Consider the following 18,361-nt stretch of genomic DNA (forward strand, 5'->3'; position numbering starts at 1 on the left):
GAAAGATGCGATTCCTGCGCAATTTTCTTCCAGCAAAAAAGAGGCTGCCAAGAGCAGCCCCTTTTCGGAAAAGCACAATATTACATATAATCCGTCGGCGTCTTCTTCTTCGCCTGCTTAAGCATGCCGAGCTTCGCGGCGATCCATTCCACGATGACGAAGAACACAGGGATCAGGAACACGCCAAGGATCGTCGCAAACAGCATGCCGCCGACGACGGCGACGCCCATGCCGTTTCTCGCGGAAGCGCCCGCGCCCGTCGCAACAGCGAGCGGCAGGCAGCCGATGATGAACGCGAAGCTCGTCATGAGGATCGGGCGCAGGCGCAGACCTGCCGCCTCAATCGTCGCCTTGACCGGCTCCATGCCTCGGTCGACGCGAACCTTCGCGAACTCGACGATGAGGATCGCGTTCTTCGCCGCCAGACCGATGATCATGATGATGCCGATCTGCATGTAGATACTGTCCTGCAAGCCGGGATTCATATAATGGAACAGGATCATGCCGCCCATGCCGAGCACGTACTCAGAAAGGAGTGCGCCCAAGATGCCCGTCGGCACCGTCAGGAGCACGGCGAACGGCACGCTCCAGCTCTCGTAGAGAGCCGCGAGGCACAGGAACACGAAGACGAGGCACAGGGCGAGCACGCGCAGCGTCGAGCTGCCGGCCGCCTTCTCTTCGCGGCTCTGACCCGACCACTCGATGTTGAAGCCCGCGGGAGCCACTTCAGAGACGACTTCTTCCGCCGCGCGCATCGCCTCGCCCGAGCTGTAGCCCGAGGCGGCGTTGCCCTGGATCTGCACAGCGCGTGCCGAGTTGAAGCGCGAGATGATCGGTGCGCCCGTGCCGCGCTTCGGCTTCAGGAGCGTGTCGAGCGGCACCATCGTGCCCGCGCTCGACTTGACGAAGATGAAGCGCGCCGCCTCGACTTCCGAGCGATACGGCATATCCGCCTGCATCATGACCTTGTAGGTGCGGCCGAACTGGTTGAAGTCATTGACCTGATAGCCGCCGAAGTTGACCTGCAGAGCCGTGAACACGTCGCTCAGCTGCACGCCGAGCTGCTTGGCCCTCTCACGGTCAATTTCGAAATTATAGATTGGCGCATCGGTACTGTACGTCGTCCGCACGCCCTGCAGCTCAGGACGCCGGTTCATCGCCTGCAAGACCTGCTTCGTGATTGCATCAAGCTCCTCTTCCGTATGTCCTGACATATCCTGCAGCTGCATCGTCCAGCCGCCGACCATGCCGAGTCCCGGCAGAGCCGGCATATTGAACGCGATGACCTGCGCCTCGGGCGCGACTTTCGCGCCGATGCCGAAGGTCTTGCCGATGAGCATGTTGAGGTTCGTCTCGATCGTCGTGCGCTCACTCCACGGCTTCAAGCCGACGAAGATCGTGCCCGCATTCGACTTCGCACCGAAGGACAAGACGTCGAAACCGTTGATGGCCATGACCATATCGACGCCGGGCAGTTCCTGCAGGGAGACTATCATCTTGTCCATGCTTTCCTGCGTGACGTTGCTCGACGTGCCGGGAGGCAGGCTCACGGAAACGACGTAGAAGCCCTGATCCTCATCGGGCACGAAGGTCGACGGCATATTCTTGTAGACGATCGCCGTAAGAGCGCAGACAAGCACCATGAAGAGCACGGCGAAACGCGACTTGCGGATCATCTTGGCGACAATGCCCAAGTAGCCGCTCTTCGTCTTGTCAAACCACGTATTGAAACCGGCGAAGAAGCGATCGAAAATGCCCTTCTTGGACGCGTCGCCCTTCGCATGCGGCTTCAGGATCAGCGCGCACAGAGCAGGCGTCAAGGACAGCGCGACAAAGGCCGAAATCGCCATGGAGATGGCGATGGTCAAAGCAAACTGCTTGTAGAGCACACCCATCATGCCGCCGAGGAAGGCGACGGGGACGAAGACGGCGGCGAGCACGAAGGCAATCGCCACGACAGGCCCCTGCACTTCGTCCATCGCGCGCTCCGTCGCATCCATAACGCTCAAGCCCTCTTCCATGTGGTGCTCGACGTTCTCAATGACAACGATGGCGTCGTCGACGACGAGACCGATGGCAAGCACCATGGCGAAGAGCGTCAAGGTATTGATGCTGAAGTCCAGCGCAACGAAGGCGATGAACGTGCCGATCAAAGATACCGGCACAGCTAAGAGCGGAATCAGCGTCGCGCGCCAGCTCTGCAAAAAGAGGAAAATGACGAGCACGACGAGGAGAAGCGCCTCAACAAAGGTGTGAACGACCTCCGTGATGGAGGCGCGAATGTAGTTCGTGCTGTCCACGATCGTATCGCAGCGCATCTCGGGCGGGAAATTCGGCCGCGCCTCATCGATGACCTCTCGAACGGCAGCGACCGTCTGCATGGCATTGGCGTCGCTCGTGAGCTGGATGCCCATGGCGAGCGCCGGATGGCCGTTCGCCTTGGCGATGATGTTGTTCATCTTCGCGCCCGTCTCGATGCGCGCGACATCCTTGAGGCGCACGAAGCTGCCGTCGCCTGCGGCACGCACGATGATATTGCCGAACTGCTCGGGCGTCACGAGCCGGCCGTCCACCTTGCCCGTCGCCTGCTTCTCCTGCATCTCGGGCACGGGCATAGCGCCGATCGTACCCGCCGGCGCTTGTATGTTCTGCTCCTTGATCGCTGCTGCGACTTCGGAGACTGTCAAGCCGAGTTCTGCGAGCTTGTCGGGATTGAGCCAGACGCGCATCGAATAGTCCGAGCCGAAGATCTGGACGTCACCGACGCCATGCACGCGCTTAATCTTATCGAGGAGATAGATCGTCGCGTAATTCTTGAGAAATGCTCGGTCATACAGGTCGCTGTCCGAATACATGGAGACCATCATCGCCATGTCGTTCGACGCCTTTTTCGTCGTGACGCCGACCGTCTTGACATCGTCGGGCAGGCTCGCCGTCGCCACGGCGACGTTGTTCTGCACCTTGACCGAAGCCATGTCGCCGTCCGCGCCGACATCGAAGGTGACCGTCAGGCTGTAGCGCCCCGTATCGTCCGAATTGGAGCTCATGTAGTCCATGCCCTGCGTGCCGTTGACCTGCTCCTCGATGATCTGCGCGACCGTCTGGTTGACGACGCTCGCGCTCGCGCCCGTATACATCGTGCCGACAGTGATCGTCGGCGGCGAGATCTGCGGATACTGCGCGATCGGCAGCTGAAGCCCCGCGATGACGCCGCAAATGACGATCAAGAGCGCGATGACGATGGCAAAAATCGGCCTATGGATAAAAAACTTAGACAAGTTCATGCCCTCCTATGCCTATTTGCCCAAAGTGCTCACATCGGGGTTAAATTCCTTCATATCATTTTCAAGCGAGAAGCCCATGTCGGCTGCCGTGACCTCAGTCGGAGAGAGCTCGACGCCCTCCTGCAGGTTCGTCAAGCCTTCGACGACGACGAGATCATTCGCCGAGATACCGTCCTTGACGATGTAGAAGCTGCCCACCTTGTCGCCCAGCGTCACGGTGCGCGCCTTGGACTTGCCGTTCTCCACGACCATCACGAAGGACTTGTCGAGAAGCTGCTGCACGGCGCGCTCCGGCACCAAGATGGCGTTCGGCACCATCTGCCCCGAGATCTTCACGCGCGCGAACATGCCGGGCAGCAAAAGGCCGCCGGGGTTGTCGAAGAGCGCCTTGATCTTCAAGGTTCCTGTATTGTCCTTCAAGGCGCGATCCGTCTCGACGATACGCCCGTCGATCGGATACGCTGTGCCGTCCGAGAGCGTCAGCGAAACACGCGCTGAAGGAGCGCCCTCGCCGCGCATGGCGGCGCCCATGAACTTCAGATAGTCCGTCTCGCTGATGCTGAACGTCGCGTAGACGGGATCGTTCGTACCGATCGTCACCAGCGTCGTATTTCCTGCTGTGACGAAAGTACCGACGGCAACATCGTCGACGGCGAGCTGTCCCGTCATCGGCGCATAGATCGTCGTATCCGCAAGATCCTGCTGCGCACGGCGCAGAAGCGCGGCGTTCGCTTCGGCTGCCGCCTCATAGGCGTTCACATTGGCGCGCTGCGTCGCCACCGTCTGCTCAGGAATGGCTGCCGCCGCATAAAGCGCCTCATAGCGCGAGAGATCGACGCGCGCATTGCTCAAGGTCGCCTCCGTCTGTGCAAGCGCTGCCTGCGCCTGCCAAACCGCCGATTCATACTGGCGCGAGTCAATACGATAGAGCGGCTGCCCCGCCGTGACAAACTCGCCGCCCTGCACATACTTCTCGATGACGGCTCCCGAAACCTTCGACTGCACCTTGACCTCGTCCTTGCCCGAGATCTGGCCTGCATACTCGCTCGCAATCGGCGTGTCCTGCTGCATCGCCTTCATGACCTTGACCTGAGCCGGTCCCTTCTGCATGCCCTGTTGTCCGCCGCAGCCGCTGAAGAACACTGCAAGAGCCAAAACAAATACGGCCAAAACACTGCTCTTTTTTTTCTTCAGAAAAAACAAGATTCCACTTCCCCCTTTTCCCACGGCTCGCGAACAGCGGCTCGGGGCGGTTGATTTCAAAAACATTGGACAAGGCCAAAGAAGGCCTTGTCAACTTCTTATATTATATGAAAGAAAAGGAAAAGTCAAGGATTGCCATGCGCTCTCCAGCCTGATCCAACAGCGCTTCCGGCAACCTGCGGCATAAGTTTAATCCCGGCATAAACACCCTTCAAAAGCGAAGGACAGGACGGCAAATCGTCTGCTGCCGTCCTGTCCTTTCCGCTTCAGCTTTCTTTCTCCCCGACCTTTCGTTCCTCCATCATTTTCTGCAGTTTGCGCATGTCTTCGATGGTCGGCATCCCCTGGATGCCGACTTCCTTTGCGAACTCTTTCAGCACGCTGAGTGAGGGCATGCCGCCCTTCGCCATCTGCTGCATCTTCTGCATCATTTCGATGGACGGCACACCGTTCATGCCCACGCCGTGCATCTTCTCCTTCTCCTTGCCGGGCTTCTTGTCCTGCGCAGCGATGCTTTCCAGGTTCAGCGTATTCTCACCCGTCAAGAGGTATTGTATGCACTCCACCGTCGTCTGTGCGAGATTGACCTCCCAGAATTTCCCTGCTACCGTAAGTTCATATTGTATGCCGTTGAACTTGACAAAACCGTGCTCTTCCCAGAGCGTGTAGAGCCAGCAAAGATCCGCCAAACGCCCGTCCATCTCCGCAAGACGCGCGAGATCGATAAAGCCCCGTTCAAGCATACTGACAGCACGGTTGGCAAACGGCTGGATGTCCGACTGCCGCACAAGCCCCATGATGGGTTTCTGCCCGCTCGCCACCAGCATGGCATAGGGCTGCAGTACGCGATGGAGCATGACCGCATAGCCCTCCAGAAAACCGCCGGCGCTGCTGCCAAAAGGAAACATCGGCACGCCTTCCTTGGCCAAAGCATTGTAGAGGCTGCGCTCTCGGTTGCTCCGGCTCCAGTGGCACATGCTGAGCTGGCGCCAGCCGCGCTTCACCATGTATTCATGGGCAAAAGCATACATCCGCGCCTGCTCCTTCGTCGTCGCGGCCGGATCAAGCTTGCCTTCGGCAATGCGTTTGTTGAGATCGCTTCCTTCATATACATTGAGCTGATAAAAATCGGCGCCGTCAATGCCCGATGCCACAAGATCGGCCAAATCCTGCTCCCAGACTTCCATGGTCTGCCCCGGCAGGCCATAGATGAGATCGAGCACTACAGAGCACTGCCCATAAGCCTTGAGCAGAGCCAACCGCTCGAGGACTTCCTCCCGCGTCTCAATGCGCCCCTGTGCTTGACGCACCTTTGTGTCAAAGGACTGCACACCAAGGGATATGCGGTTCACGCCGTTGGCGAACCAAGCCTCCATCTTTTCCGGCACAAGGTCATGAATGCGTCCTTCCAGCGTCATTTCATAATCATTTGCCAGCGGCAGCACACGGCGCAGCGCATGCAATACCTTCGCTGCATTTTCAGCAGAAAGGGAGGTCGGCGTACCGCCGCCGATGAAAACAGCATGGATCATTCCATTCTTGAGGCGAGGCGCCTCTGCCGCTGCCTCGATTTCCTCCAGCAGGGCTTCCACATAATCATCTTCTGCCGATTGCTGTGCTGCATTCTGAAAAAACCCGCAGTAAAGACACTTCGTCTTGCAAAACGGGATATGGATATATGCGGCCTGCACTTCCCCTTGCTTTGCCGGTGTATTCATGATGCGCTGCCAAACATCCTGCGCCTCCGTCGGCGGAACGATTTTCCCCTGAATCCCTGCATGAACCACGCGTTTCCTGGGAAATCCTTCCGTCAGGGCATCCGCCGCCGCCGTACCAAATTGCAGCATACGCTGTTCTTCCGTATCCGCCGCGAACATGTCCTTCAGCTTGTACATCGTCATGCTTCACCTCGGACGATGTTTTCCATCGTCTCCCGGGCAAATGCCCCTGCTGCAGCCAAATCCGCCTCATCCGGATGCTTGGCAGCCTCGGCATGTAGCGCGTCGCGTTCAGCCGACTGCCCATGCACATGCCCCTTGGGGAACATCTTATACATCATCTCGATGACCTTCGGGTCAACGGCTCCCTGGCAGATAAACTTTCCTGCCGGCTTCTTGCCGTTCGGCAGCAGTTCCGCCGCCTTGTCCAAACTTTCGGCGGCATGAGGCGAACGCGGGTCTGCGCCCAGCGTGGCAAAAAGAGCCACATGCTTGTTTCCCAACGTCGCCAGAAGATCTGCAGCCGCCTTGTCCGCATTGCCGCGATCGACCCAGAAGCCCAAAAAGACGCAGTCGTAATCGGCGAGATCCGCCGGCGCTTCCTTGACTGGAACCGCAGCCGTCCCCTCGGGCAACGCCCCCGCAATCGCTTCGGCAATCTTTTTCGTATTCCCCGTAAGCGAGGAATAGACCACAATCGTACGCATGTAAACGTCTCCTTTTCTGATTCATCCTATTAAAAATACTGTTTCACTTTCTAAGGAAGCGCTGATAAAATGAGGTCGCCCAGATTTGCACAGATGCGCTGTATCTATCGAGGAGACAAACCACAGGCGTAGCGGTGCTACGTCGAGGATTTGTCGACGACGAGAGGACAGTGCAGATGTGTGAAGATGGGTGGCTGAATTTATCAGTGCTTCCCTAAGTATACAGCAACATACGGCTCTGTTTCCAGTGCGCAGAGAAAATCCGCGCCATCGTCCGACGGCGCTCCGCCCCTAGCACTATGGAAGCAGAGCCATATCCTTATGTCTCCAAAGCCGAGGAATTTCCCGAAAGCAACGGTTTCCCTGCTAAAGTCTCCTCTTTCCCGGATCTTTAGTTCAAATTGAAGCTCACAGGAACGGAAACCGTAACATCATGTCCGCTGGGATTCGGGTAGCTGCCGACAGCCCTTACAGCCGCCACGGCCGCATCATCGAGTATGTCATGCCCCGAAGACCCCTCCAGGAAAACGCCGACAACGCTGCCGTTGCTCGTCACGGTGCAGCCCACGGAAGCGGAGCCTTCCAAACGCCGTTTTATTGCCATATACGGATACTCTTTGTTTGCATTCACCGCAGCCCAGAAACCGGATTTGTCAAACGGCGCAGTCCCTGTCCCTGCGGTATTTCCGTCGCCGCTGCCCTGTCCGCTGCCCGAGCCTTCGCCCGTGCCGTGTCCCGAGCCGCTTCCGTCACCGCTGCCCGAACCGCTGCCTGAACCTTCGCCCGAGCCGCTTCCTGAGCCGCTTCCCGTACCGGAACCGCTTCCGTCACCACCTCCGGAGGCGGCGCTCGACCCCGTCGGGGCAGATGTGCCGGACGTACTTGCCGCCGGTGTCGCATCGGAAGCCGAAGTCGTCGCCGGTGGAGGCATCTGCACCGCTTCCGGTTTGGTCACGGCTTCCGCTTCAGCAGCAAAGGTCTGTGCCTGCTGCACGGTTTCCACGCGTTTCGTCATCTCTTCTTCCTTCAGAGGCTCTGGGAAAGCCGCAAGGGAGCCGCCTCCTCCGCCGCCTTCATGCCCGCTGCCCTGGCTGAAGTCCGATGTGGCAAGATCGATCACATAGGTTTGCTGTTCCTTTTCCGCAGCAACCTGCGCCAAACCCAGAGCGAAGAGCAGAGCAATCACGACGTGCAGCAAGATGGAAACGCCATACGCTTTTATCCATGAAAGATTTTGCTCCATATGCTATTCCTTCCGTCATTTCTGTTCTGCGGCTATCGACAGGCGTTTCACTCCCGCTTGTTTCAGCATATCCATGACTACGACGACTTGCCCGTGCGCCGTGCGCTTATCCGCCTGTAAAACGACAGCTGCGTTCGCATTTTCCTGCATATGCCGTTTCATGATATCCGAGGATTCCGTAATGCTCACCGGTTTATTGTCAATCGTGATATGCCCTTCCTCATCCAGCGTCATGATGATCGGCAGCTGTGCAGGCGCCGATGCGCTCTGCGCCTGCGGCAGCTGCACGGCAAGCGCTTTCTGTGCGACCGTCTGCAAGCTGTTCATCATGAAGAACACGAGCAGGAAGAAGATGATATCAATCATCGGAATGATCATAAATACCGGCTTCTTTCTCATACGATGTCTCATGAAGTTCATGCTTCATCCCAGCTTTCTTTTTTCGCACTGATTACCGTCGAGCAAAGACGTTCCGTATCGGTCACCAGCGTATCAAGCTGATGGCTGAAGTATGTATAAAAGCAAAACGCGATAATTGCCACGCAGAGGCCGCTCGCCGTCGCAACGAGAGCCTCGCCGACGCCGCCCGTAATGGCGGAGGCGCCGCCGCCGCTGTCCAAGACGCTGAAGGTCTGGATCATGCCCGTAACCGTGCCAAGAAGCCCCAAGAGCGGAGAAATCGTCACGATGGCGCTCAGATAGTCGAGATAGCGATGGAAGCTGATGGATTCCATCGACATGCGGTCCTCAAACGCGCTCTTCATCGCTCCCTCGGAATTGTCATGCTCCATGCCGCTCTCAATGACACGGCTCAAAGCGGAAGGAAATTCCTGGCAAAGCTGGCGCACAACGCCCCAATCCTTCTGTGCTGCGGCATGGTAAACGCCGTGGAAGAAGGTCTTCGAACCCTTGCGGTTATTGCGGTAGTAGTAGAATCGCTCCACAGCAATCGCCAATGTGATAAGCGACAGGATGAGCAGCGGATACATAACAAAGCCGCCGCTCTGGAACAGATGAATGAAATTTTCCATGAATGAACCACTCCTTAAAATTGTAACTTTCTGCTATCCCTACAAAATGGACTGCAAATATATATCAGAAGCTCGCACGCATACCGAAGCGATAAATCCGCCCGCCCAGACCGAGGTATGGATCGTATGCGTTGAAGACATTCGTGACGCCTGCATAGACCGTCGCATTCTTCGTGACGTCCTTTTCGATCATCAGATTCCAAACGCCGTAGTTTTTCTCGCGGGCGACCTTTTCACGCGTATAGCCATGCTCAATGTCGCCCTTCATGTACTTCTTTGCATCCGCCTCATTCTTAAAGAGGTGATACACCTCGCCCGTGTTCGGATTCGTAAACTCCACCTGCTCCAATTCCTGAACCCCATCGGCGCCGATGATACGTCCCGTAAAGATGCGGTCGCGTATATCGAGGTAATTCCAGGCGTAATCGCCCCAGAAGGTCGCACGCCAGCCGTTCTTGCGGTCGTTGTAGTTCAGCGTGATGTTGAGCATATGACGCGCACGTCCTTCGAGGCGCTTGTTCGTATTGCGGTCCCTGGCATCGAGGAACGTATAGCCGAACTTGACGCTGAAGTCACGCGAGAAGTCTCGCGTCGCCTCAAGCTCGACGCCCTGTGTGCGCGCCTTGGAAATATTCTTGTATGTATAGACGTCATCCGTAGCAGGAATGCCGCTTGCATAACCCGATTCATCGATGACATTGTTCTCGATATCGTTCCAATTCGACGCAGCGTTCAATGCATTCACGAGATCATCATAACTTGAAAATCCCCATGGATCCGGATATCGCACATGCGTATCATAGTATGTGCGCCCGTAAAGATTCTTGCTGTCCTTTTCCCCTGTGTAGGCGATCTGCATGTAGTTATCAAAATCATTGCGGAACAAAGTAAGCTTTGCATGCGTCTTCTTGTCGAAGTCCTTCTCCACCGAAAGATCCATATTGAGTGCCTTCTCGGGCTTGAGCTCGGGATTTCCCTCGAAAAGCCAGCCGTTGCGAATCGGCGGCGATGCATTGAGCGACGGCTCGTACATCTCCCAGTCATGGTAAAGCTCGGCGATGCCTCCCGTAGCGAAACTGGTGCCGATATTCGCCTTGACGCGCAGACCGGGTCCCGCCTTGTAAGTCGCGCCGATAGACGGCGAAAGATTCACGCCGAAATGGCTATGGTTCGTGTAGCGCAGAGCGGGAACGATGAGAAGATTCTTCCCGACCTGCCAACTGTCCATGACATAAGCGCTGTAATAGCTCAGCGAAGTTTCATAGATATAGCCGGAATAGGACCGCTTATTCGGATTGGAAGGATCCGAGGGATTCGGAAAGGTGTATATGCGCGTCTCTTCCCGCGGCGTCTGACCCGGCACAGTGATACGCGTACCTTCGCCGCTTTCAACATGATAATCCGCACCGGCGGTCATATAATGTTTGTCATGCGCCATAAGACCGATCGACGCCTCCAGGACTTTATCCATACGATTGAAGTTATCGAAATAGAAATGGCGATAAGGCATTCCCTTGCCGAAGATATCATAGTTCACGTCGGAATCATGTTCGGTTCGATAGAGGCGCACATGATAGTCCGCAAGGCTTGTCTGCTTTTTCCAGTCAATGCTGAAATTTCTGCGCCATGCGTCTTCCGTCGCCACCATGGCTATTTCTTTGCCGCCCCTAAACCTTCCAAGAACCGTATCCTTCTGCAGATCCTCCGTCTGCTGATCCGCAGAAAGGGTAAGCGTCTCACCCTTGCCCAGCGAGAACTCCACACGCCCGCTCATCGGCGTGCGCGTACCATAATACTGCATGGATGTGCCGTCATTGTCATAGAGGAACGGCGCCGTTTCATTCCTGCCGTAGGAAAAGTCCATGTAGATCCCTTTGCCGATTTTTCCCGTTGCAAAGTTCACATTATGGTTGTACTGGTTGCCGCCCTGGCCGATCCAGGAGCGTTCCAGCGTCACAGTGCCGCCCATCTTGCGCGGAATCTTCGTGACGATGTTGATGACGCCGCCAATGGCATCCGCACCGAAACGCGCCGTCCCCGAACCTCGAATGACCTCGATGTGATCGATGTTGTCAACGCCGAGGCGGTTCGCCTCGTCCGTCGCGCCGTAATACTTGCTCAGGCCGCCCGCGAGACGCCTGCCATCAACGAGGATCAGCGTGTGGCGCGCCTCAGCGCCGCGGATGGAGATCGTCTTGCGCCCCATATTGTCCGTGCCCATCTGAATGCTCTGCTCGGCTGCCAGCGCGTCGGAAAGCGTGCGCGCACCCTTGCGGTCGAGATCTTCGCGCGTGATGATGGTTTTCGTCTCCGGTTCTTCCTTGAGCAGTTCCTTCTCAAAATCCGCTTCAACATTGACAGTATCGGTAGTAACCTTCTCTCCTGAAGAATTTCCACTCCCTCCATCTGCACAAAGCCCCGAAGAGGTAAGAAGCATCCAAGCTGCAGCGGTCAGCGCAACGTATTTGCCCCGCACTGCTTGCCTCTCTCTTCTTTGCATGTTTCCCTGCCTCCTGTTCTCAAATAATGAATTCCCTACATCTTTGAACGCCGTTCACAATCATAAACATCATTAATGATATAGGCAGATTCTATCAGGAAGAGGAATCATTGTCAATACTATTTCTTTTGAAAACGGATTAAAAAACTCTTTCTTTTCTTTAATGAAAATATATCTCAATTTCGTCACAATCCCTTATATAACAAGCATTATAGTATCACAGCGAAGCGATGGGAATTGATTTTTATCTTACATATTTTCCCTAAAAATGAACGCTGTACATCTTTGAAGGCAATTCATAATAATAAATATAATTAATGATTAAGATTCATGTTTTTTCTGATCTTTTAAAAGAGGCATGATTTTAACGGATTTTCGAATATTTTTTTACATCCATAGGAGACATTTATGGGCATCTTTTCTCTCGTTTATCTTTGTCTTGGACGCAAAAAAACAGCAAGCATACCCGTGAATACATCTAGGTATGCTTGCTGTTTTTTTATAAGGGCGGCGCACAATGTCCGCAAAGCGGATGTTGTGCGTGTAGTTTGTACCGAAGCTTTTTGTCCGGCTTCCCTCAGCTTTTCTTCAGTCTGCTCAGAGCTTCATGCGCTGCGCCTTGCTCGGCTTCCTTCTTGTTGCGTCCCTTTCCCGTGCCATAGACAACATCATTGATGCGCACGGCAAACTCAAACGTCTTATTATGGTCGGGGCCGGATTCGCCGATCAGCTCGTAAGCAATTTTTTTATCCACATGCTTTTGCACGACTTCCTGCAGGGTTGTCTTATAATCCTGCATATTTTCTCCGCTCTCTATGGTCAGGAGCTCATCGTGCAGCTGCTTCAAGACATAGTTGTAGGCTGTCTGCCAACCTTGATCGAGATAGATTGCACCGATGACCGCCTCGAAAGCATCGGCCAGCATGGAAGGGCGATGCCCGCCGCCCATGACGGCCTCCCCGTGCCCCAGAAGCAGATAGTCGCCAAGCTCCAAGGCTGCGGCGCGGCGGGAAAGAGTCGCCTCACGCACGATGGACGCGCGCGCCTTCGTAAGATCTCCCTCGGGGCTGTCCGGAAAATGCTCGAAGAGATAGGTGCTGGTGGCCAGCTCCAGGACTGCATCGCCAAGAAATTCAAGCCGCTCGTTGTGCACGACACCCTTGTGCCTTGCCTCATTTGCATAGGAGGTATGTGTCAGCGCTTCATGCAACAGCACGATTTCCTTGAACGTAATGCCGAGATGGGCGGAAAGCTCCAAGAGCGCTTCCCGGCGCGATTTTGTCAAAACCTCCGCCGCTTTTCTCATGCCTGGAACTTCTTGAGCACTAAGCAGGCGTTATGCCCGCCGAAACCGAAGGAATTGGACATGGCCGCGCGGACAGGCTTTGCCTTTGCCTTGTTCGGCACATAATCGAGGTCAAGCCCTTCATCCGGCGTTTCATAGTTGATCGTCGGCGGCAGCATGTCATTTTCCACGGCAAGCGCCGTCGCGATGCATTCGACGCCACCCGCAGCGCCCAGGAGATGTCCCGTCATCGACTTTATGGAGCTGACAGAAACATCCTTGGCGGCCGCACCGAAGACATTCTTGATGGCTTCGGTCTCGCCCATGTCGTTCATATGCGTCGATGTGCCGTGCGCATTCACATAGTCGATGTCGGCCGGCGTAAGGCCCGCATCCTTCATTGCTATCGCCATGCACTTCGACTGGAACTCGCCGTGCGGCGCCGGGCTCGTGACGTGATAGGCATCCGCATTGGCGCCGTAGCCGACAACTTCGGCGTAGATATGGGCGTCGCGTTTTTGGGCATGCTCGAGGCTCTCGAGAACGACAAGTCCAGCGCCCTCGCCCATGACAAAACCGCTGCGGTTCTTGTCGAAGGGACGCGAAGCGTGTTCCGGGTCGTCGTTGTGGTCGGCGCAGAGCGCTTTCATGGCACAGAAGCCCGCAACGGCGGCTTCCGAAATGCTCGCCTCCGTACCGCCGGCCACCGCCGCATCCGCCTTGCCCTGCGAAATGGCACGGTAAGCATGGCCGATACAATCCGTCCCCGTAGCACAGGCTGTCACAACACAGGCCGAGGGGCCATGGAGACCATACGTGATGGCAACCTGCCCAGCCGCCATATTCGCAATCATCATCGGGATGAAGAAGGGGCTGATCTTGGAAGGGCCTTTGTCAAAAAGCTTCTGGTACTGGCTGTGCATCGTCTCAATGCCGCCAATTCCTGCACCGATAAAGGTGCCGATGCGCTCTCTGTCCTCTTTTTCAAGGTCGATCTTCGCATCTTCCAAGGCTAGCTTCGCCGCCGCCACAGCAAACTGCGTATAGCGATCCATGCGCTTTGCTTCCTTCTTGTCGATGTAATCGCCCGGCTCAAAATCCTTTACCTCGCCTGCAATCTGCGAATGGCATTCCGATGCATCGAAGCGCGTGATCCTGCCAATGCCGTTCTTTCCTTCGAGAAGCGCTTTCCAAAAGGCCTCCCGGCCAATGCCAATCGGCGTAATCGCGCCGATTCCTGTTATGACTACACGATTGCTCAAGCCATGACACCTCACTCCGTTTTTCCTTTTATCACTCTTCAAAACTTTGTCTCAGCTGATTGCCGCTACTTCCGCCGTCAAGCGTCGGAAAATTTCCTTTACGGAAAGAATCTCCTTGATGCGGGAAATATATTCGCCGGTAAAGACAAGCCCGGTTTCCACATCACCCTGTTCGGCACGAATGAGCGCACGGATGATGCAGAAGTTATGCGCACATTCCTTGAGACAGTTATCGCACTGCTTCGGCGGCACATTGCCCTTCAGGATGCGCTCCGCAAAGGGGTTTCGCACAGCGCGCCCCGGCAGGCCCACAGGGCTGTGGATGACGACGATGTCTTCCGGCTGCGCCTTGAGGTAGAATTCCTTCAAGGCCGGAGCCGCATTCGATTCCTCGCTCGCCGCAAAACGCGAGCCCATCTGCACGCCGTTGGCGCCCATTTTTATGAGATCAACAACATCCTGACCCGTGAGAACGCCGCCCGCCGCCACGACGGGGATGTCCACGGCTTTCCGGATGTCGGGAATCAGATCGCGCACGGATGTATCCGTACCGAGATGACCGCCGGCTTCCTTGCCCTCGACGACGATTGCCGAGGCGCCAAGACGCTGTGAGATTTTTGCAAGTTTAACAGAGGAGACAATGGGCACGATCGGGGTTCCCGACTCCTTGCCCAAACCGAACATATCACGCGAGAAGCCCGCCCCGGCAACGACGAGGTCGATGCCTTCATCGATGGCCGTCTTCACAATCTGGCTGAATTTTCGCGCCGCCACCATGATATTTATGCCGACAATGCCCTTCGTCAAAGAACGCGCCAGACGAATCTCATAGCGCAATTCCTCATCGCTCAAACCCGAAGCCGCGATCAGGCCGATGCCCCCTTGGCTGGCCACTGCTGCCGCCAACTTTGCCGTCGATAGGCGAATTGCCATTCCACCTTGAATAATGGGTATTTTTGCTATTTTTTCGCCAATTTTCAGCTCTGGAAGCTTCAACTCTACTCCTCCAATCGAGGGAATTCTGAACCGTACAGGCTTCCCTTGGGTATTTCTTTCCTTGAGAAAATCCCGTGAAGGAACCTTCACGGGACTCTTCCAAGGAACAGCAAGACAGTACAGTCTATCTGTCCTAGTCTTCCTTATGCTGGTCAATGTAAGTTACGACATCCTGAACGGTCTTGATCTTTTCCGCTGCCTCGTCCGGGATTTCGATCCCAAACTCCTCCTCGAATGCCATGATGAGCTCAACGATATCCAGGGAATCTGCTCCCAGATCGTCAATAAAAGTAGAATCGATGGAAACCTCATCGGCCTCAACGCCAAGCTGCTCCACAACGATGTCCTTTACTTTATCAAAAGTCGCCACTACAATTCACCTCCCTCCGGTGCCTTCTGTCGGGAACCGGCGATTCATTCGGCAATTCCCTCTATATTTATATCACATAACCATGCCGCCGTCTACATTGACAACTTGGCCCGTGATATAAGACGCTTGATCCGATACGAGGAAAAGAACGGCTTCCGCTACATCCTCAGGCTCGCCCATGCGGCCGAGCGGGATATCTTCCAACATCTTCTCCTTCACCGTGTCCGGCAGCACCGCTGTCATATCCGTGCCGATAAACCCCGGCGCTACCATGTTGACCGTGATGCCGCGCGAGGCCAATTCACGCGCAACGGACTTGGAGAAGCCCAGTATGCCCGCCTTGGCCGCCGCATAGTTGGCCTGCCCCGCATTTCCCATGAGACCGACTACGGAAGCCATGTTCACGATGCGCCCCCGGCGCTTTTTCATCATGATCTTGGCCGCCGCCTTCGTGCAGTAGAACACGCCCTTGAGGTTCGTGTCAACGACAGCATCGAAGTCCTCGTCCTTCATGCGCAGCAAAAGACCGTCCCGCGTGATTCCCGCATTGTTTACGAGAATATCGAGACTGCCAAACGCCTTGACGACCTCGGCGATCATCGCTTCGACAGCGGCGCTGTCGGCTACGTCGGCCTGGCAAAGAAGCGCCGTGCCGCCTGCGGCCTCAATCGCGGCCTTGACTTCTTCCGCAGCCTTGGCATTGCCCGCATAGTTGATGGCGACGCGCGCTCCTTCCGCCGCAAGGCGCAGGGCAATCGCACGTCCAATGCCGCGGGAAGCGCCTGTAACAAGCGCGGCCTTGCCGTCTAAAAGCATATTAACGAACCTCCTTGAAATAGTCAAGCGTTTTTTGCAAAGTTTCCAGATTTTCGACATTCATGCTCGTAAGCTTGCGGTCAATGCGTTTATTGAAACCGCAGAGCGTCTTGCCGGGACCTGCCTCTACAAAGGTGTCCGCGCCGAACTCCTTCATCTTCTCCACGCAGTCCTCCCATTTCACAGGGTTTGCCGCCTGCTTTACAAGGCTTTCCTTTATATCGGCCGCCTGCGTGAGGATTTCGGCAGAAACATTGGCCACGACAGGAATCTTCGCATCGCGGATCTCCACTTTGTCAAGCTCTGCTGCGAGCTTTTCCGCTGCCGGCTGCATCAAGGTGCTATGGAAAGGAGCGCTGACCGGCAGGATGACGCTCTTCTTCGCGCCCGCCTCCTGCAGCAGCTTCGCAGCTTTCTCCACACCCGCCGTCGTGCCGGCGATGACGATCTGCCCTGGGCAGTTGAAGTTTACCGCCTGGACTGCACCGACCTGCGCCGAGACCTCCTCGCAAATCCCAACGATCACCTCGCGCTCCAGCCCCATGACAGCGGCCATGCCGCCTTCCCCCACAGGGACGGCTTCCTGCATGAAAGCGCCGCGCTTATGCACGAGCAGAACGGCGTTCTGGAAATCCAACACATCTGCTGCGACAAGAGCCGAATATTCGCCAAGGCTATGTCCTCCCGTGATATCGGGCTGGAGGCCGTGTTCCTTCAGAATCTCGTTTGCGATCACGCTGACCGTCAGGATGGCCGGCTGCGTGTTGGCCGTGAGGCGCAGATTCTCCTCCGGGCCGTCGAAGCACATCGCTTTGATGGAGTAGCCAAGCGCCTCGTCCGCCTCGCGGAAGAGTTTCTTCGCCACCTCATACTTCTCGTAGAAATCCTTGCCCATGCCAACCTGCTGGGCGCCCTGCCCCGGAAAAACAAATGCGAGCTTGTTCATCAAATCGGCCTCTCTTTCCTAAAGACACTTCCCAACCTTATTTATTTGCAGCAAGCCTCCGCACCCTGAAGAACGGAGGGCAGCTTCGCAACCATATTTTGAATGATCTCAGCGACGGGCAGTACGTCGTCCAGCATACCCGAGATCTGTCCGATCATGACAGAGCCGTTTTCCACATCGCCCTTATGCGTTGCAAGATTCAATTTGCCCGCGCCGAGCTGGTCAAGTTCCTCGACAGAAGCGCCGCTTCTCTCCAGTTCCTCGAACTCACGCGTGAGCTTGTTGGCCAGAACACGCACGGGGTGGCCTGTCGAACGCCCCGTAACAACCGTCGAACGGTCGCGCGCCTTCAAGACGAGTTTTTTGTAATTTTCGTGCGCGATACACTCCTGCGAGAGCACGAAGCGCGTGCCCATCTGTACGCCGCAGGCTCCGAGAGCAAAGGCCGCCGCCATGCCGCGCGCATCGCCTATGCCGCCCGCCGCAATGATCGGCACATCGACGGCGTCAGCGACCTGCGGTACAAGCGCCATCGTCGTGATTTCGCCGACATGACCGCCCGATTCCGTCCCCTCGGCGATCAAGGCGTCGACGCCCGTCCGGACAAGCCTCTTTGCGAGCGCCACGGAGGCGACGACAGGAATGACCTTGCTGCCGATTTCCTTCAAGGCAGGAATATATTCGCCGGGATTCCCCGCCCCCGTCGTCACAACAGGCACGCGTTCTTCCACGACAACCTGCATGACTTCCTTGACAAACGGAGACATCAGCATGATATTGACGCCAAACGGCGCCTTCGTCCAGCCCTTGCACTTTTGGATTTCCGCGCGCAGTACATCCGGCGGCATATGACCCGCGCCGATGATGCCGAGCCCTCCGGCATTCGAGACGGCCGAGGCCAGCTCTGCCGTGCCGATCCAAGCCATGCCCCCCTGGAAGATTGGATACTTTATCCGCAGCAGCTGACAAATACGATTTTCTTCAAACATCCCTTATCCTC

General features: G+C 56.1%; 15 protein-coding genes. All 15 read right to left on the reverse strand.

Features of this window, described 5'->3' with window-relative positions; all coding sequences use genetic code 11:
- Positions 1 to 80: 80 nt before the first annotated feature.
- The 15 genes from ACRTGH_RS00420 to fabK all read right to left on the reverse strand — a co-directional run bounded on the left by ACRTGH_RS00420 (position 81) and on the right by fabK (position 18,350).
- Positions 81 to 3,278, reverse strand: coding sequence for an efflux RND transporter permease subunit (locus ACRTGH_RS00420; protein ID WP_368847717.1), 3,198 nt, complete (start codon positions 3,276 to 3,278; stop codon positions 81 to 83).
- A gap of 18 nt (positions 3,279 to 3,296) precedes the next feature.
- Positions 3,297 to 4,487 carry an efflux RND transporter periplasmic adaptor subunit gene (locus ACRTGH_RS00425; protein WP_368847718.1) on the reverse strand — a complete coding sequence of 397 codons (1,191 nt, stop codon included), beginning with the start codon at positions 4,485 to 4,487 and terminating at the stop codon, positions 3,297 to 3,299.
- Between the two features lie 266 nt (positions 4,488 to 4,753).
- Positions 4,754 to 6,388, reverse strand: coding sequence for a heme anaerobic degradation radical SAM methyltransferase ChuW/HutW (gene hutW / locus ACRTGH_RS00430; RefSeq protein WP_368847719.1), 1,635 nt, complete (start codon positions 6,386 to 6,388; stop codon positions 4,754 to 4,756).
- Entirely contained in the window at positions 6,385 to 6,912 is a 528-nt protein-coding gene (locus tag ACRTGH_RS00435) for a flavodoxin family protein (RefSeq protein WP_368847720.1), read from the reverse strand. Before ACRTGH_RS00435 ends, hutW begins: the two co-directional genes overlap by 4 nt.
- Before the next feature lie 391 nt (positions 6,913 to 7,303).
- Positions 7,304 to 8,155 carry a TonB family protein gene (locus ACRTGH_RS00440; RefSeq protein ID WP_368847721.1) on the reverse strand — a complete coding sequence of 284 codons (852 nt, stop codon included), beginning with the start codon at positions 8,153 to 8,155 and terminating at the stop codon, positions 7,304 to 7,306.
- 15 nt (positions 8,156 to 8,170) lie between these two features.
- A complete protein-coding gene (locus ACRTGH_RS00445) occupies positions 8,171 to 8,575 on the reverse strand; it encodes an ExbD/TolR family protein (protein WP_368847722.1) in 405 nt (134 codons plus the stop codon).
- A complete protein-coding gene (locus tag ACRTGH_RS00450) occupies positions 8,572 to 9,186 on the reverse strand; it encodes a MotA/TolQ/ExbB proton channel family protein (RefSeq protein WP_368847723.1) in 615 nt (204 codons plus the stop codon). The genes ACRTGH_RS00445 and ACRTGH_RS00450 overlap by 4 nt, the downstream gene beginning before the upstream one ends.
- Positions 9,187 to 9,250: 64 nt before the next feature.
- Positions 9,251 to 11,686 (reverse strand): TonB-dependent receptor plug domain-containing protein, encoded by a 2,436-nt coding sequence (locus tag ACRTGH_RS00455; protein WP_438474462.1) that lies wholly within the window; start codon positions 11,684 to 11,686, stop codon positions 9,251 to 9,253.
- Positions 11,687 to 12,263: 577 nt separating this feature from the next.
- A complete protein-coding gene (gene rnc / locus ACRTGH_RS00460; RefSeq protein WP_368847724.1) occupies positions 12,264 to 12,992 on the reverse strand; it encodes a ribonuclease III in 729 nt (242 codons plus the stop codon).
- Positions 12,989 to 14,233, reverse strand: a complete 1,245-nt coding sequence (gene fabF, locus ACRTGH_RS00465) for a beta-ketoacyl-ACP synthase II (RefSeq protein ID WP_368847725.1) — start codon at positions 14,231 to 14,233, stop codon at positions 12,989 to 12,991. The genes rnc and fabF overlap by 4 nt, the downstream gene beginning before the upstream one ends.
- A 51-nt stretch (positions 14,234 to 14,284) precedes the next feature.
- Positions 14,285 to 15,229, reverse strand: coding sequence for an NAD(P)H-dependent flavin oxidoreductase (locus ACRTGH_RS00470; RefSeq protein ID WP_368847726.1), 945 nt, complete (start codon positions 15,227 to 15,229; stop codon positions 14,285 to 14,287).
- 133 nt (positions 15,230 to 15,362) lie between these two features.
- Positions 15,363 to 15,599 (reverse strand): acyl carrier protein, encoded by a 237-nt coding sequence (locus ACRTGH_RS00475; RefSeq protein ID WP_368847727.1) that lies wholly within the window; start codon positions 15,597 to 15,599, stop codon positions 15,363 to 15,365.
- A 72-nt stretch (positions 15,600 to 15,671) separates the two neighbouring features.
- Complete coding sequence (gene fabG, locus ACRTGH_RS00480) at positions 15,672 to 16,415, reverse strand: 3-oxoacyl-[acyl-carrier-protein] reductase (protein WP_368847728.1); 744 nt, start codon at positions 16,413 to 16,415, stop codon at positions 15,672 to 15,674.
- 1 nt (position 16,416) lies between these two features.
- Complete coding sequence (gene fabD / locus ACRTGH_RS00485; protein ID WP_368847729.1) at positions 16,417 to 17,361, reverse strand: ACP S-malonyltransferase; 945 nt, start codon at positions 17,359 to 17,361, stop codon at positions 16,417 to 16,419.
- A gap of 41 nt (positions 17,362 to 17,402) precedes the next feature.
- Positions 17,403 to 18,350: an enoyl-[acyl-carrier-protein] reductase FabK gene (gene fabK / locus ACRTGH_RS00490; RefSeq protein WP_368847730.1), complete on the reverse strand. Its 948-nt coding sequence runs from the start codon at positions 18,348 to 18,350 to the stop codon at positions 17,403 to 17,405.
- Between the last annotated feature and the right edge of the window lie 11 nt (positions 18,351 to 18,361).

The sequence above is a fragment of the Selenomonas oralis genome (assembly GCF_051603425.1).
GTDB classification, from domain to species: domain Bacteria; phylum Bacillota; class Negativicutes; order Selenomonadales; family Selenomonadaceae; genus Selenomonas; species Selenomonas sputigena_A.

Bases quoted from the DNA above. Each gene is read 5' to 3' on its own strand.
- ACRTGH_RS00435 (WP_368847720.1), bottom strand. From the start codon at position 6,912: ATGCGTACGATTGTGGTCTATTCCTCGCTTACGGGGAATACGAAAAAG.
- fabK (WP_368847730.1), bottom strand. From the start codon at position 18,350: ATGTTTGAAGAAAATCGTATTTGTCAGCTGCTGCGGATAAAGTATCCA.
- ACRTGH_RS00440 (WP_368847721.1), bottom strand. From the start codon at position 8,155: ATGGAGCAAAATCTTTCATGGATAAAAGCGTATGGCGTTTCCATCTTG.
- hutW (WP_368847719.1), bottom strand. From the start codon at position 6,388: ATGACGATGTACAAGCTGAAGGACATGTTCGCGGCGGATACGGAAGAA.
- ACRTGH_RS00450 (WP_368847723.1), bottom strand. From the start codon at position 9,186: ATGGAAAATTTCATTCATCTGTTCCAGAGCGGCGGCTTTGTTATGTAT.
- fabD (WP_368847729.1), bottom strand. From the start codon at position 17,361: ATGAACAAGCTCGCATTTGTTTTTCCGGGGCAGGGCGCCCAGCAGGTT.
- fabG (WP_368847728.1), bottom strand. From the start codon at position 16,415: ATGCTTTTAGACGGCAAGGCCGCGCTTGTTACAGGCGCTTCCCGCGGC.
- ACRTGH_RS00455 (WP_438474462.1), bottom strand. From the start codon at position 11,686: ATGCAAAGAAGAGAGAGGCAAGCAGTGCGGGGCAAATACGTTGCGCTG.
- ACRTGH_RS00445 (WP_368847722.1), bottom strand. From the start codon at position 8,575: ATGAACTTCATGAGACATCGTATGAGAAAGAAGCCGGTATTTATGATC.
- rnc (WP_368847724.1), bottom strand. From the start codon at position 12,992: ATGAGAAAAGCGGCGGAGGTTTTGACAAAATCGCGCCGGGAAGCGCTC.